Annotated in this window: 13 protein-coding genes; 6 read left to right on the top strand and 7 right to left on the bottom strand. The window is 70.3% G+C overall.

Translation table 11 applies throughout. From position 1 onward, the window contains the following. The first annotated feature begins 195 nt into the window (after nucleotides 1-195). Together BM214_RS06515 and BM214_RS06510 are read left to right on the top strand one after the other, a co-directional pair. On the top strand, nucleotides 196-978 hold the full coding sequence (locus BM214_RS06515) for a PP-loop family protein (RefSeq protein ID WP_090484715.1): 783 nt from the start codon (nucleotides 196-198) through the stop codon (nucleotides 976-978). Beyond that, nucleotides 975-1859, top strand: a complete 885-nt coding sequence (locus tag BM214_RS06510; RefSeq protein ID WP_090484713.1) for a lysophospholipid acyltransferase family protein — start codon at nucleotides 975-977, stop codon at nucleotides 1857-1859. Before BM214_RS06515 ends, BM214_RS06510 begins: the two co-directional genes overlap by 4 nt. On the opposite strand, the gene BM214_RS06505 is transcribed toward BM214_RS06510, so the two are convergent. Then, the gene (locus BM214_RS06505; RefSeq protein WP_090484712.1) at nucleotides 1844-3034 is read right to left on the bottom strand and encodes a GGDEF domain-containing protein; all 1191 of its coding nucleotides are present in this window, start codon (nucleotides 3032-3034) and stop codon (nucleotides 1844-1846) included. The two genes, BM214_RS06510 and BM214_RS06505, sit on opposite strands and share 16 nt — an antisense overlap. Before the next feature lie 8 nt (nucleotides 3035-3042). Then, nucleotides 3043-3906, bottom strand: coding sequence for an HDOD domain-containing protein (locus BM214_RS06500; protein WP_090484709.1), 864 nt, complete (start codon nucleotides 3904-3906; stop codon nucleotides 3043-3045). A gap of 385 nt (nucleotides 3907-4291) precedes the next feature. On the opposite strand from BM214_RS06500, the gene BM214_RS06495 reads away from it, so the two are divergent. Together BM214_RS06495 and BM214_RS06490 are read left to right on the top strand one after the other, a co-directional pair. After that, nucleotides 4292-4600 (top strand): c-type cytochrome, encoded by a 309-nt coding sequence (locus BM214_RS06495; protein WP_244887873.1) that lies wholly within the window; start codon nucleotides 4292-4294, stop codon nucleotides 4598-4600. 34 nt (nucleotides 4601-4634) lie between these two features. Next, entirely contained in the window at nucleotides 4635-5930 is a 1296-nt protein-coding gene (locus BM214_RS06490; RefSeq protein WP_090484707.1) for an NAD(P)/FAD-dependent oxidoreductase, read from the top strand. A gap of 665 nt (nucleotides 5931-6595) precedes the next feature. Here BM214_RS06490 and BM214_RS06485 read toward each other — a convergent pair. The 4 genes from BM214_RS06485 to BM214_RS06470 form a co-directional block, all read right to left on the bottom strand. After that, entirely contained in the window at nucleotides 6596-6805 is a 210-nt protein-coding gene (locus BM214_RS06485) for a YdcH family protein (protein ID WP_244887872.1), read from the bottom strand. A 62-nt stretch (nucleotides 6806-6867) separates the two neighbouring features. Next, nucleotides 6868-9792, bottom strand: a complete 2925-nt coding sequence (locus BM214_RS06480) for a bifunctional diguanylate cyclase/phosphodiesterase (RefSeq protein WP_090484705.1) — start codon at nucleotides 9790-9792, stop codon at nucleotides 6868-6870. Between the two features lie 8 nt (nucleotides 9793-9800). Then, nucleotides 9801-11006, bottom strand: coding sequence for a TonB-dependent receptor (locus BM214_RS06475; protein WP_090484703.1), 1206 nt, complete (start codon nucleotides 11004-11006; stop codon nucleotides 9801-9803). Further along, entirely contained in the window at nucleotides 11003-11467 is a 465-nt protein-coding gene (locus tag BM214_RS06470) for a type 2 periplasmic-binding domain-containing protein (protein ID WP_143096363.1), read from the bottom strand. Before BM214_RS06470 ends, BM214_RS06475 begins: the two co-directional genes overlap by 4 nt. A 233-nt stretch (nucleotides 11468-11700) precedes the next feature. On the opposite strand from BM214_RS06470, the gene BM214_RS06465 reads away from it, so the two are divergent. Beyond that, complete coding sequence (locus BM214_RS06465; protein ID WP_090484700.1) at nucleotides 11701-12189, top strand: transcriptional repressor; 489 nt, start codon at nucleotides 11701-11703, stop codon at nucleotides 12187-12189. 234 nt (nucleotides 12190-12423) lie between these two features. On the opposite strand, the gene BM214_RS06460 is transcribed toward BM214_RS06465, so the two are convergent. Further along, on the bottom strand, nucleotides 12424-13164 hold the full coding sequence (locus tag BM214_RS06460; RefSeq protein ID WP_090484699.1) for a ferredoxin--NADP reductase: 741 nt from the start codon (nucleotides 13162-13164) through the stop codon (nucleotides 12424-12426). Between the two features lie 113 nt (nucleotides 13165-13277). Here BM214_RS06460 and BM214_RS06455 point away from each other — a divergent pair, with 113 nt between their 5' ends. Then, complete coding sequence (locus BM214_RS06455; protein ID WP_090484697.1) at nucleotides 13278-14063, top strand: TatD family hydrolase; 786 nt, start codon at nucleotides 13278-13280, stop codon at nucleotides 14061-14063. Nucleotides 14064-14067: the final 4 nt, after the last annotated feature.

The raw sequence follows: 14067 nt of genomic DNA, 5'->3' as shown, positions 1-14067 counted from the left end.
GGCACCCGCCAGGGATCCTGGATCTCCGGTACGAGGGACGCGTCCCGGCCAGGCGTGGAATGACTCCACCCGGACTGCAAGGACGGGAACTTCAATCACCTGTCAGGATGACCTCACCCCTCGCCAGGGATGGCGGGGGGTTTTTTTTTATCCGTCGCTTGTCCGCGCCCGGGCCGCTGGGTATCTTCCCGGCCCATGGCCGCCGAACACACCCCCCAGCCCCCCCGATCCCTCATCCGTGCCGCGGGCCGGGCCATCGGGGATTTCCGCATGATCCGCGACGGGGACCGCCTGCTCCTGGGGCTCTCCGGAGGCAAGGACTCCCTTGTCCTGCTGCACCTGCTGCGCTATTTCCAGCGCCGCGCCCCGGTGCGTTTCGAACTGGGGGCCGTCACCGTGGACCCGCAGACGGGCCTGGGGGACAAGCGCGCCCTGATCCCCTACCTGGAGACCCTGGGGATCCCCTATCACTACGCGAGCGAGCCCATCCTGGAGCGGGCCCGGCAGCACATGGACAACCACGCCTACTGCGCCTTCTGCTCACGCATGCGCCGCGGCCTGATCTACGCCACCGCCCGGGAACATGGCTACAACGTGGTGGCCCTGGGCCAGCACCTGGACGACCTGGCGGAGAGCTTCCTCATGAGCGCGTTCCAGGGGGGGCGGCTCAAGACCATGAAGGCCCACTACCGCATCCAGGAGGGGGACCTGCGGGTGATCCGGCCCCTGGTGTACGCCCGTGAGCGCCAGATCGCGGACTACGCCCGGGGCGCCGGGCTCCCGGTGCAGGCGGAGCACTGCCCCGCCCGGGGCCGGGACAGCGCGCCCATGCGCCCGCGCATGAAGGCCCTGCTGGCGGCGGAGGAGGGCCACAATCCCCGCCTGTTCAGGAGCCTGGTGCGCACCCTCATGCCCCTGATGTCGGGGGATCTGGAGGAGGCGGAGCGCCCCCCGGCGCAAGGAGGGGAGACCCCATGACACAGGCCCTGACACAGGCCCTGGTGCGGGTGACCTTCGCCCTCCTGGCCCGGCTGCCGTTGCCCCTGAACCACGCCCTGGGGGCCTTTCTCGGCTGGTGCACGTGGATCCTGCCCACACGCATGCGCCGCATCTCCCTGGCCAACCTGGAGCGCTGCTATCCCCAGACGCCATCCCGCTGGCGGCGGCAAGTGGCGCGGCGCAGCCTCATGGAGACGGGCAAGGCCCTGACGGAGGCACCTTGGCTGTGGCGTGCCGGGCCCCGGCGCATCCGTGGACTGCTGTGCCAGGGCGAGGGGGAGGACCACCTGACGGCGGCCCTGGCCCAGGGCCGGGGGGCCTTCTTCGTCTCCCCGCACCTGGGCAGCTGGGAGTTCGCCGGCCTCCACGCCACCGGCTTCGGCCCCATGACCAGCCTCTACCGGCCGCCGCGGCTGCAGGCCCTGGACGCCCCCCTGCGCGCGGCGCGCCAGGCCACGGGGGCCCATCTGGTACCCACCGACCGCAGCGGCATCCGGCGCATCCGCCAGGCCCTGGCGCAGGGGGGCATCGTCGGGCTCCTGCCGGACCAGACCCCCAAGGGGGGCGGCGGGGTGTTCGTCCCCTTCTTCGGCCAGCCCACCCTCACCATGACCCTGCTGCCCCGGCTGGCGGGTCCGCGGCGCATCCCGGTGGTGTTCGCCTTCGCCGAGCGCCTGCCCCGGGGGCGGGGCTACCGTTACCACTGCGTCCCTGCCCCACAGGCCCTCTACGATCCCGATCCGCACACCGCCGCGGCAGCAATGAACCGGGCAGTAGAGACCCTCGTTCGCCGCTGCCCGGAGCAGTACGTGTGGAGCTACCGGCGCTTCGCGGCGCGGCCGCCTCAGCCCCCGGCCTGAACCTCCAGGGTGGAGATGCGCAGCCGGTCGCGGCCCGCGTCCTTGCTGGTATAGAGGGCGGCATCGGCCCGGGCCAGCAGCGACTCCAGCACCTCGTCCGGTGTCATCTGCTGTGCCGGCGCCTCCAGGGACAGGGCGCAAAGGCCGATGCTCGTGGTGACGCTGAGGGCTTCGCCCTTGATGGACCAGCGCAGATCCGCCACCACCTGGCGCATGCGCTTGCCCAGCTTCACCGCCCCCTCCAGATCCGTGGCGGGTAACAGCAGGACGAACTCCTCGCCGCCGAGGCGGGCGAGGATGTCCCCCTCCCGGATGAGGGAACGCACGCGATGGGACACATCCCGCAGCACCCGGTCCCCCACGGAATGGCCGAAACGGTCGTTCACCTGCTTGAAGTAGTCCAGGTCCAGCACCGCCACCGCCAGGGGCTCCGCGGAACGCAGGGCCCGGGCGACCAGGATGCGGGCCTCGGCGAAGAAGTAGCGGCGGTTGTGCAGCCCCGTGAGTTCGTCCATCACCGACAGGCTCTGGAAGCGCTGCTGCAGGGCGCGGGACTCCCCCAGGGCCGCCTCCAGCTCCCGGGTGCGCTGGCGCACCTGATCCTCCAGCTCGTTCATGTAGCGCCACTGGCTCAGCAACTGGCCGAGGAAATGGGCATAGAGGGTGAGCAGGCGCTCCTCGTCGGGGCCAAAGGCATGGGCCTCGGCATGGGAGACGTTGAGCACCCCAAGGACCTGGCCGGACACCGGGATGGGCACGCAGATCAGGCTCCCCGCCCGGGAGGCCCCCTGCGCCCCGGGCAGGGCCAGGAAGGCCGGATCGTTGGCACAGTCACTGGAATACTGCACCTCCCCCGTCTGCAGGGCCCGGCCCAGGATCCCCTCGTCCAGGCCAAAGGCATGGCCGCCCTCGCTATCCCGCCCCGGCCCCACCAGCTCCGCCCAGCTCAGGCCCGCCGCGTTCACCAGGCGATCCCCCTCCCGCAGGAACACCGAGCAGCGGCACATGTCCCGGTTCTCCAAAAGGCCCTGCAGGGCCTTGGAGAGCATGCGCCGGCGGTCGGTCATGGCGGGATTCACCTCCGAGAGCTGGTGCAGGGCGGAGAGGAAATCCAGCAACTGCACCAGGCGCCGGTTGGTCTCCCGGTAGGCCTCGGCAAAGGGTTTCAGATCCATAACGGACCTCAGGGGCTCTGGGTGAGGGTCTGGCAGACCGAGACCATGGCCTCGCGCTGGGTCTGGCAGGACTCCACGGCACGCCACAGGGGCTCGACATCCAGTTCCAGGCCCATGAGGAGGGCGGAGGACGGCGAGGCCGGGGTCTCGTCGTAGAGGGTCTCGGCCAGCATGTCGCACAGGCCGATGATCTGCACCATGGCGGTGTGCTCGCCGTGGTAGGCGGGATCGGCATACCCGCCCATGACCACGGGCACGTCCGCCGGCAGGTGCCAGCGCCGGGCGAGGATGCCGCCGGCGTCCTGGTGATCCAGCCCCAACTCCCGGCGGGTGCGGCGGGCCAGCCCTGCGGCATCGGCCTGGCCGGCCCGCTGCAGCACGCGCCCCATGGCCTCCGGCTCCAGGTCGCAGAGCACGATCAGCCCCAGTTGGCGCAACAGGGCCGCCAGATAGGCCTGATCGGGGGAGACGGTCTCGGCGCGGACGTGGCGTGCCAGCTCCCGCGCCAGGCGGGCCCCCGCCATGGAGACGAACCAGTAGCGGTCCAGGTCCAGGGCGCGGCAGCGGGCCGGGGAGAAGTGATCATTGATCAGCAACCCCAGGGCCAGGCCGCGGACCATATTCAGACCCAGGCGGGAGATGGCCCCCTGCACCGAGTGCACCTCGCGGCGCCCGCCGAAATAGGCGCTGTTGGCCACGCCGATCAGCCGCGCCGTGAGCGCCGGTTCGGTGCTGATCAGCCCCGCCAGCCGCTCCAGGGGACCGTCGCCGGAGGCCAGTTCCTGCAACAGGGACTGGGCCACCTGGGGCAGCGGAGGGAGATCCTGCAGCCGCCGGATACGGCCCGCCTTTGCATCGAGGTCCTGGGACATGGGTCTTTTCGGTCACGCTGAAAGTGGGGTCGCGTTCCCTGCGAAGGCCGCACCCGCGCCGGGGACGTCCCGTGTCCGGCACCTGGGTGCGGTGTGGCCACTATACCGCAAACCCCGGCGGTCACGCGGGGATGCGTCACGCTCCGCCGTCCCGGGGGCGGGCTCCCCTGTCCGGAGGCATACCCGGTGCGCGGCCGATGCTCGTCGCTATCTTTTACACTGTGCCACCCGCCATGGGAATCCCCCCCCAGGAGATGGGTGTTATATTGATCTAACGCAAAACATGCACCCCTCGCGGGGCCGTATCCCTAACAGGCCGGAATATGTTTATGGCAGTATCCCTTTTCGGATCCCCAAACCGCTGAACCAGAGGACCCCGCCTCCCATGAAGCGCATGCACCTTTTCGCCGCCACCTTCACCCTGGCCGCCGCGACGCTGGGGATGACCACCGCGGTCCAGGCCGATGTCTCCCGCGGTGCCCTGATGGCCACCACCTGTTTCGCCTGCCACGGCACCGACGGGCGCAGCCCCGGCGCCATGCCCAGCATCTACGGCTATCCACCGGAGATCATGATGCACCAGCTCAAGGCCTTCCGGAACGGCACCCGGCCGGCCACGGTCATGGACCGGCACGCCACCGGCTACACGGACGAAGAGATCCGGCTGATGGCCGAATACCTGAGCACCCTTTGACAAGACCAAGAACCCCTGCAGAGGCCCGGATCCCATGGATTTCAAGATCAACCGCAGAGATTTCATTCGCGCCGTGGGCGCTGGCGGTGCCGCCGCCGCCCTGTCCGCCTGCGGCACCGCGCCGCAAGGCCCGCGCCAGCGCACCGACGTGGTGGTGATCGGGGGCGGCCCCGGCGGCGCCACGGCGGCCAAGTACCTGCGCCGCTTCGACCCCAGCCTGCGGGTCACCCTGGTGGAACCCGCCGCCACGTACTACACCTGCTTCGCCTCCAACTGGGTGCTGGGGGGCATGATCGGCATGGACGACATCGCCCAGACCTATGGTGCCCTGCAGGACCAGCACGGTGTGCGCGTGGTGCAGGACCGGGTCGTGGCCATCGAGGCCGACGCCAAGCGGGTGCGCCTGGCCGGCGGGGAATCCCTGCCCTACGAGAAGCTGGTGGTGGCCCCCGGCATGGAGTTCCGCTACGACACCGTGGAGGGCTACGGCCCCGAGGTGGAGGGGGACATCCCCCATGCCTGGAAGGCCGGGGAACAGACGCGCATCCTGCGGGATCAACTCCGGGCCATGGAGGATGGCGGGGTGTTCGTCATCGTGCCCCCGGGCAATCCCTACCGCTGCCCCCCGGGGCCCTACGAGCGCGCCAGCCTGGTGGCCCATTACTTCAAGGCCGAAAAGCCCCGCTCCAAGGTACTCATCCTGGACCGCAAGGAGGGATTCTCCAAGCAGGGGCTGTTCATGGATGGCTGGCGCAAGTACTACGGCGACATGATCGAATGGGTACCGGCCTCCGGGGGCGGCCTGGTGGATCACATCGACGCGAACACCCGGGAGGTCTTCACCGAGAGCGGCTTCACGCGCCACCGCGCCGACGTGCTGAACGTGATCCCCAGCCAGAAGGCGGGCCGCATCGCCCAGGAGGCCGGCCTGACGGACGACAGCGGCTGGTGCCCCGTGGACCAGCTCACCTTCCGCTCCCGGGTGGACGAGGACATCTACGTCATCGGCGACTCCAGCATCGCCGGGGCCATGCCCAAGTCCGGGCACTCGGCCAACACCCAGGGCAAGACGGCCGCCGCGGCCATCGTGCGCGAGATGAGCGGTGAGGACATGCTGGCCCTGTCCACGGTGAACACCTGCTACAGCCTGGTGGCCCCCGACTACGGCATCAGCGTGGCGGCGGTATACCGCTACCAGGAGGGCGAGATCAGCAAGGTCCCCGGCTCCGGCGGCCTGAGCCCCGCGGATGCCCCGGATTACGTGCGCCGCCTGGAGGCCCGCTACGCCCAGGGCTGGTACGACAGCATCACCGACGACTCCTGGGGCTGATACCGGGAATGCCGGGCCCCGCCCGGCATCACCCTTGTAGCAGGGCCTTTTCCCTCCGATGTGCGCCCAGATCGCCACCTGGGAACGCCGAGCCCCAGCTCGGCATGGATGAAGCTGTGCACTCTGGGCCAAGCTGGGGTTTGGCGCTCCCAGCGATCCCCCCGGTACCACCAGGGCCCAGCCTAGGAACGCCGAGCCCCAGTTCGGCATGGATGAAACCATGCTCTGGGCCAAGCTGGGGCTTGGCGCTCCCAGCGATCCCCCCGGGACCACCAGGGCCCAGCCCGCCACCTGGGAACGCCGAGCCCCAGCTCGGCATGGATGAAGCCATGCTCTGGGCCAAGCTGGGGCTTGGCGCTCCCAGCGCCCCCGGGACCACCAGGGCCCAGCCCGCCACCTGGGAACGCCGAGCCCCAGCTCGGCATGGATGAAACCATGCTCTGGGCCAAGCTGGGGCTTGGCGCTCCCAGCAATCCCCCTGGGACCACCAGGCCTCAGCCCGCCACCTGGGAACGCCGAGCCCCAGCTCGGCATGGATGAAGCCATGCTCTGGGCCAAGCTGGGGCTTGGCGCTCCCAGCGCCCCCGGGACCACCAGGGCCCAGCCCGCCACCTGGGAACGCCGAGCCCCAGCTCGGCATCAGACCCTGTGCCGGGCACATCACCTCACGCATCCAGATCCGGGATCAGGCGGCTCTCCAGACGGGCGATGGTGTCCTTGAGCTGGAGCTTGCGCTTCTTGAGCCGGGTGAGCCGCAGCTGATCCACGAAGGGGCCCTCCATGAGCCGGAGGATGGCATCGTCCAGGGCTCGGTGTTCCGCCTGGAGTTCGGCCAGGCGGGCCTGCAGCGTGGGTGTTCCCCTTTGATGGTGCAATTCCCCTCCCTCGCCCCGAAGGGGCCGTTGCTGGATGCGCGGTGACGATCCTCTGCCGCGCATCATCCCAGATCGGGACCTTCCCCACCACGGGACCCGTCCCCCGCCGGGGCGAACCCCTGCCAGGACGCCACCAGCCGCTCCGCCTCCTGGGGGGCCAGGGCCGGGGAGAAGAGAAAGCCCTGTCCCAGGTCACACCCCAGCTCCAGCAGCCGCGCGGCCTGGGCCCGGGTCTCCACACCCTCCGCCACGGTGGACTTGTCCAGGGCGCGGATGATGGAGACCAGGGCCCGCAGCATGGCCTCGTGGCGCGGATCCGCCCCTCCCAGGTGACGCACGAAGGAGCGGTCGATCTTCACCACGTCAAAGGGCAGGTCCCGCAACTGGCTCAGGGAGGAATAGCCCGTACCGAAGTCATCGATGCACAGGGCGATGCCCCGGGCCTTCAGGGCCTCCATGAACGCCCGCGCCCGCTCGGTATTCTCCATGATGGCGCTCTCGGTGAACTCCACCTTGATGCAGGCGCCGGGGATGCCGTGATCCTCCAGGGCCCCGGTCACCACGTCCATGAGACCGGGGTCGCCCAGCTGGTGACCGGAGACATTGATGTTCACCGGCAGGATGTGGTCCTGCCCGCCGTGGTGGTACCAGTGGGCGGCCCAGGCCACGGCGGATTGGATGACCCATCGCCCCAGGGGGAGGATGAGCCCGTTCTGCTCCGCCAGGGGGATGAAATCCGCCGGTGAGACCGGCTTCTGCCCCACCCGCGGCCACCGAGCCAGGGCCTCGAACCCCGCCAGGCGGCCGCTTTGCAGACAGACGATGGGCTGGTAGTGGAGTTGGAAGGCCTCCTGATCCAGGGCGCGGCGCATGGAGGTCTCCAGGGAGAGCCGCTGCACCGCCGAGGTGTGCATGGAGAGATCGAACACGGCGCTGCCGCCCCGGGAGCGCCGCTTGGCCTGGTACATGGCGGTGTCGGCGTTGCGCAGCAGATCCTCCGGGGAGGCATCCCCGCCCGATTCCGTGGCGATGCCCACGCTGAAGCGGACGAAGACGTCCTGCTCCTGGGTGCGGATGGGCCGGGCGAAGGCCTCCTGCACCCGCCGCACCACGGCCTCGGCCTCGGCCGTATCCACGATCCCCTCCAGGAGGATGCTGAACTCGTCCCCGCCCAGGCGGGCCACCGTGTCCCCCGGCCGCAAGACCCCCTCCAGGCGCCGCGCCGCCTGCACCAGCACCCGGTCCCCCTGGAGGTGTCCCAGGCTGTCGTTGATGGTCTTGAAGTCGTCCAGGTCGAGGAAGAGTACGGCAAAGCGGTAACCGGCGCGGTGCGTACGGAAGATGGCCTGGCGCAGCCGGTCCAGGAACAGGGTGCGGTTGGGCAGACCGGTGAGGGCATCGTGCAGGGCGTCGTGCCGCAGCTGCTCCTGGATGCGCCGCTGCTCGGTGATGTCGGTCATGGAGCCGGCGATGCGGTAGGCCAGGCCATCCTCACGGCGCACCGCCAGCCCCCGTACCCGCATCCAGCGATGGCCGTTGCCCTCCAGACGCATGCGGTATTCATGCTCCAGCCAGGGCTGCTGGCCCTCCAGGTGCCGTTCCAGGGCGCGCTGCAGGGCGGATTGGTCATCGGGGTGCACCCGCGTGAACCAGGCGGCGGGATCCTCCACCGGGGCATCCGGCGCCAGGCCCAGCATCTCCTTCCAGCGGGGGGAGTAGAAGACCTGATTGGTCTCCAGGTTCCAGTCCCAGAGCCCGTCGTTGGCCCCCGCGGCCGCCAGGGCATAGCGCTCCCGCTCCACGGACAGCTCCTGCATGCGCTCGGCGAGGGAACGGTTCTGGCGCTGCACATCCGCCTCCAGCCGCTCCAGACGGTCCGCCAGCACCAGGGTGGTGCGTTCCAGCAGGGCCAGCTCATCCGCCGCCCGCTGGGGGGCCGCGGCAGGCAGATGGCTACGCACCTCCTGGAAGCGGCGCTCCGCCAGCAGCGGCAGCAGCCGGGCCACACGGCGCAGCCGCGACAGGGGGGCATGGCTCACGGCCATCACCAGCAGGGCGAAGACCCCCAGCCCCCCCAGCCCGATGAGGACATTCTGCAACCGGGCCGCCGCGATGCGCTGCCGGGCCCCGGTGACATCGGCGATGGAGACCACCGTGAGCGGCCCCCGGCCCAGGGTTTCCCCGGGCATGGGCATCGGCATGAGTTCGAACCGCCCCGCCGCCGTCTGCACGGGCAGGCGCTCCCCCAAGGCCGCCGCCAGGGCGCCGCCGGCGGCGTTGAGCAGCGGCAGGGTGCGCTCGCCATGGGTGATGGCCACCACGTCCCCCCCCTCATGCCACGGCCTCAGGTCCGGGGGGGCATCGCGCCCCGGATCCCCGGCGAGCACGGCCACCTCCATGCGCGAGATGCCGCGGTAGGTGAGCACCAGGTTGGCCAGGGAACGTCCCACCAGCATGGCCCCGATGGTCTCGCCGTCGGCCAGGATGGGGGCCACGGCATGGATCAGGCAGCTCCGGCGGCAGTGGATGAAGACCTCGGGGCGCTCAAGCTCCAGCACCCGCGCCACCGCCGCACGGATCTCCTGGCAGTCCTGGCAGGGGGAGGCGATGAGGTGATCCTGGTGCAACACCCGGCCCTCCCGGTCGAAGAAGGCGGCCAGGGCCAGGTCCGCATCCACCTGCAGGGAGGTCCACAGGGGGGAGAAGCGCTCGCCGATGGCCCCCGGAGAGCCGCTGCGCACGGCGTCGCGGATCCCCGACAAGGCGGGCAGCAGCTGCGCCAGGTTGATCAGTTCCGTGCGGGACTGCTCCACCAGGCCCTCCAGTTGATGCCGGGCCCGGGTCTGTTCCGCCACCCGCTGCTCGTGGTACTGGCGCTCCAGGTTGTAGTGGTTGAACAGGGCGAAGGTGGCCAGCAGGAGCAGGATCAGGCCCCCGAACACCCCCAGGAGCTTCCACTTGAGACTGATGAATCGACGTCCCTGCATGGGGATCCTCAGAACATGTAGGAGACCTGGAGGGCGAACAGGTCCCACCGCGCCCGGCCCCCCTTGTCCTCGAAGGCGGGATTGTCCAGGGCGGGGGTGAGGGCCGTGCCGTGGATATGATGCCATTCCGCCCGCAGCAACCAGGCGGGGTCCGGCTGCCAGCCCGCCCCCAGGGTCCACTGGTGCTGGAAGAAGCGGTGCGGCGCCCGGTCCACGTTCGGCAGGGTGTCGAACAGGGCGGACTGGCGGCAGCCGTTACGGTCGTCCAGATCGTCCCAGTGGAGGTCATAGCGCAGGAACACGGACCAGTCCCAACGGGGCCGCCAGGTGCCCTGGACGTAGAATCCCGCCTCGGTCACCTCACGGTCATCCACGATGCCGTAGTCCCGGGTGTGCAGTTCCCGCATCACCCCCTCGGCGGTGAGGCTGTAGCGCTCCCGGTTCCACTCACCGCTGAGCACCAGGGCGTCCACATCGGTGCGCCCCGCCGCAAGGGAATCCTCCACACCGGGCCGGTAGCGGGTGCGCACCCGGGAATAGGTGGCGGCCAGGCGCAGCCGGCCGCCGGCATCCTCGTAGAGCAGGCGCAGGTTCTGGCCCTCGTCCAGTTCCAGATCCCCCCGCGCCCGGGGCAGGCGCAGGAAGGCCGCCTTGGTCTCGTCCTGCAGATCCGCCGGCACCGCCACCCCCAGGTCCAGCTGCAGGCTGCCGTAATCCCTCAGCCACTGCCAGTAGGCGTTGATCCCGTCCACGCCGGTGTAGAAGTCGCGGATCCCCAGCCCCTCCACATAGATGGACTGGGGCAGCAGGATCCCGGGCCGGGTGGCGGCCACGTCCCGGGTCTCGTTGAAGAAACCGATGGGGATCTTGCTGCGGCCGATGCGCACCCCGGCCAGGGTGGTCCCATCCAGGTAGCGCAGGTCGGCGAAGCCGTAGTCCAGGCGGGGATCGCCATCGTACATCTCCCCCGCCCGCCGGCTCACCACCTGGGCCGCCAGGCTGAGGGCGGGGCGGACGCTGTAGCGGGCGTTGACCCCCAGTTCCGTCAGGTCCCAGCTGCCGCGGGTGCTCTCGCCGTAGTAGTTGTTGTGGCTGGACTGGAGATACCCCTGGCTGACAAAGCCATGCACCGACAAGGGGCCCTCGCCGGCCCCCAGGGGGGCGGCGGACAGGATCAGGGCGCAGCCGAGGAACCCCTTGGCCAGTGTATTCATCGCTCCGCCTCCTCCACCTTGAGCACCCGGATCCCCGCTGTTTGCGGAGGAGCCGACACATACCCGATGGCGCCGACGGTCTCCGCCACGCGGCGCAGCATCTCCGCCTCCGTACCCAGCACCATGGGGGCCGCGCCCGTACCGGAGAAGACGGCCCGGTTCCAGGCATTCTGCAGTTGATAGGGGAAGACCCCCAGCACGTCCTTGCTGAAGCGCTCGTGCACCGGGGAGCGGGGGTCCAGCACGAACACCGTGAGGCGCTGCCCCTCAAGGCTTTGCAGACGCATGGAGAACACGGCCCGCAGCACGGCCGGGGACACGGTCTCCACCCCCAGGGATTCGTGCACGATGACCGCCTGGGCGGGGCTGGACACGGGCCAGGACAGGAAGGCGGCCACCGCCAGCCCCGCCAGCACACCCCGGACCCCGCGCCGGAACGGTCCACCCGCCCGCCGCCTCATTTCCCTGTTCGCCTCATGCACCGGCCCCGGATACCCTGAAACGCCCATGGTCTCGGGTCACCTTAGTGGAAGGGCCCGGACGCGTCCACCGGAGACGGGCGAGCGGCGGGATCCGAAGGGGCGGACGGCCGTGCCCCCGGGCCCTGGGATCCGGTATCCTCTTGGCATGCGGGCCGCGAACCCCGAACCGGCGGCGGCCCGACACCGGTGAAGAGATCCGAGGTATCCGCCCCATGGCAGCCCCCTGCGAGCCCCCCGCAGCCCCCCAGACCCATGCACCCTCCTCCCCGGCCCCCGGGGCGCTGGCCTGTGCCGAACGCCTCTGCCGTGAGCGCGGGGTCCGCCTCACCCCCCTGCGGCGCCGGGTACTGGAACAGATCTGGCGCACCCATGGGGTGGTCAAGGCCTACGACCTGATCCAGCGGCTGAGCTCGGCGGAACGCCCCGTCAAACCCCCCACCGTCTACCGCACCCTGGACTTCCTGCTGGCCCAGGGGCTGATCCACCGCATCGAGAGCCTCAACGGCTACGTGGCCTGCGTGCGCCCGGGACAGGCCCACGACACCCTGCTGGTGATCTGCCGCCGCTGCGGCGCGGTGATGGAATTGGAGGACACCGGCATGGCGCGCACCCTGCGCCACGAGGCGGCACGCCACGGCTTCCGCCTGGACCGGCAGGTGGTGGAAGGCAGCGGCCTATGCGCCCGCTGCCAGGCCGACTGACGGGGTTGATGGGTACCTGACGACTCAGCTGCCGGGGTGGATCCCCGCAGGCGGGTGTCGATCCCAGGGATGCGATCGTCAAGCCTCCAGGGAAGGATACACGGCGTCCCGCCGCAGGGGATCCACCCCGGCCGGCCCCGGCCAAGGCCCCAAGGCCCCAAGGCCCCAAGGCCCCAAGGCCCCAAGGCCCCAAGGCCCCAAGGCCCCAAGGTCCCAAATCGGGATCACAGCGGCCTACCAGTAGTTCTCCGTGGTGATGTGCCCCGGCTCCCGGCGGCGATTGCGGGTCATGCCCCGGGCCTTGAGCACGGCGCTGGTGTCCGCCACCATCTGCGGATTGCCGCAGAGCATCACCTGGGCGGCGTCGGGGGTCAGGGGCAGATCCGTATGCCGCTCCAGCAGCCCGTTCTCGATGGCCGCTGGGATGCGCCCCGGCAGGGCACCGGGGGCCTCCTCCCGGCTGACGAAGGGCACGAACCGGAACTGCTCCCCCCGCTCCCGGAACCCCAGGATGGTATCGCCATAGGTCAATTCCTCCTGCCGGCGCACGGCGTGCACCAGCACGATGCGCTTGAAGCGCCGCCAGGGGGCCTCGGTCTTGAGGATGGACAGGTAGGGCCCCAAGGCGGTGCCCGTGGCGAACAGCCAGAGCACATCGGCGTCGGGCACCTCCTCCAGGGTGAAGAACCCATTGGCCTTGGGCGCCAGGTCCACCGGGTCACCGGGCCCCAGGTTCACCAGATGATTGGTGAGCGGCCCCTCGGGCACGGTGATGAAATAGAAGTCCAGCGGCCGCTCCAGCGGCGCATTGACATAGGAATAGGGCCGCGCCACCCGCTCCCCCTCCAGGACCGCCGACAGGCGGTTGAACTGCCCCGCCCGGAACGGCTCCACGGGCGCCTCCACCCGCAGGGAATAGAGCCGCGGCGTCCAGCGCTTGAGTTCCACCACCTCGCCGGTGAGCCATTGCGTCATGATCGTGTCTTCCCCATGGAACGATTTAGAATAGATGGATCTACATTGCCCACCCAGGGAACGCATTTCAACGGGACGGATTCCGGGGGATTGTCCAGACTGCCATCACGCACATGCCCGCGCCCTGCATCGACAGCCACTGCCATCTGGACGTACCGGCCTTCGACGCCGACCGGGAGGCCTGCTGGCAACGTGCCCGCCAGGCCGGGGTCACGGCCCTGGTGCTGCCCGCCATCGAGCGCCGCACCTGGCAGCGGGTGCGCGCCGTGGCCCAGGGCTACCCCGGGGTCTATCCGGCCTACGGGCTGCACCCGGTCTATCTGCAGCAGCACCGGCAAGAGGATCTGCAGGACCTGGCCCGGTGGCTGCAGGCAGGGGATGCGGTGGCGGTGGGGGAATGCGGCCTGGACGGCTTCGTCCCGGGGCTTGCCATGGACGCCCAGTGGACCCTGTTCAGCGCGCAGCTGGACCTGGCGCGGGAGGCGGGCCTGCCGGTGATCCTGCACGCCCGCCGCGCCGTGGATCTCGTCACCAAGGCCCTGCGGGCGCGCCCGGGGCTTCAAGGCGTGGTACACAGCTTCTCCGGCAGCCGCCAGCAGGCGGACCGGCTCCTGGAGAGGGGCTTCCTGCTGGGGCTGGGGGGGCCGGTCACCCATCCCCGGGCGCAGCGCCTGCGCCGCCTGGCGGCGGAACTGCCCCTGGAGGGGCTCCTGGTGGAGACGGACGCCCCGGACCAGCCCGGGGCGGCGCACCAGGGCGAGCGCAACGAACCCGCCTGGCTGCCGGAGATCATCCACGAAATCGCCACCCTGCGGGGCGAATCCCCGGGGCATGTGGCCGCCGTCACCGCAGACAACGCCCGCCGCCTGTTCCGCCTGCCCGATACCCCGGCGGCCTGAGTCC

Origin of the sequence: Ectothiorhodospira mobilis (assembly GCF_900114895.1) — a bacterium.
Classification (GTDB): domain Bacteria; phylum Pseudomonadota; class Gammaproteobacteria; order Ectothiorhodospirales; family Ectothiorhodospiraceae; genus Ectothiorhodospira; species Ectothiorhodospira mobilis_A.
The sequence above is the reverse complement of the archived record's forward strand: the minus strand, read 5'-3'. Positions and strand labels throughout refer to the sequence as shown.

Excerpts from the sequence above, each read along its gene's own strand:
- BM214_RS06495 (WP_244887873.1), top strand. The coding sequence starts at position 4,292 with ATGAAGCGCATGCACCTTTTCGCCGCCACCTTCACCCTGGCCGCCGCG.
- BM214_RS06455 (WP_090484697.1), top strand. The coding sequence starts at position 13,278 with ATGCCCGCGCCCTGCATCGACAGCCACTGCCATCTGGACGTACCGGCC.
- BM214_RS06475 (WP_090484703.1), bottom strand. The coding sequence starts at position 11,006 with ATGAATACACTGGCCAAGGGGTTCCTCGGCTGCGCCCTGATCCTGTCC.
- BM214_RS06465 (WP_090484700.1), top strand. The coding sequence starts at position 11,701 with ATGGCAGCCCCCTGCGAGCCCCCCGCAGCCCCCCAGACCCATGCACCC.
- BM214_RS06500 (WP_090484709.1), bottom strand. The coding sequence starts at position 3,906 with ATGTCCCAGGACCTCGATGCAAAGGCGGGCCGTATCCGGCGGCTGCAG.
- BM214_RS06515 (WP_090484715.1), top strand. The coding sequence starts at position 196 with ATGGCCGCCGAACACACCCCCCAGCCCCCCCGATCCCTCATCCGTGCC.
- BM214_RS06510 (WP_090484713.1), top strand. The coding sequence starts at position 975 with ATGACACAGGCCCTGACACAGGCCCTGGTGCGGGTGACCTTCGCCCTC.
- BM214_RS06490 (WP_090484707.1), top strand. The coding sequence starts at position 4,635 with ATGGATTTCAAGATCAACCGCAGAGATTTCATTCGCGCCGTGGGCGCT.
- BM214_RS06480 (WP_090484705.1), bottom strand. The coding sequence starts at position 9,792 with ATGCAGGGACGTCGATTCATCAGTCTCAAGTGGAAGCTCCTGGGGGTG.
- BM214_RS06460 (WP_090484699.1), bottom strand. The coding sequence starts at position 13,164 with ATGACGCAATGGCTCACCGGCGAGGTGGTGGAACTCAAGCGCTGGACG.
- BM214_RS06505 (WP_090484712.1), bottom strand. The coding sequence starts at position 3,034 with ATGGATCTGAAACCCTTTGCCGAGGCCTACCGGGAGACCAACCGGCGC.
- BM214_RS06470 (WP_143096363.1), bottom strand. The coding sequence starts at position 11,467 with ATGAGGCGGCGGGCGGGTGGACCGTTCCGGCGCGGGGTCCGGGGTGTG.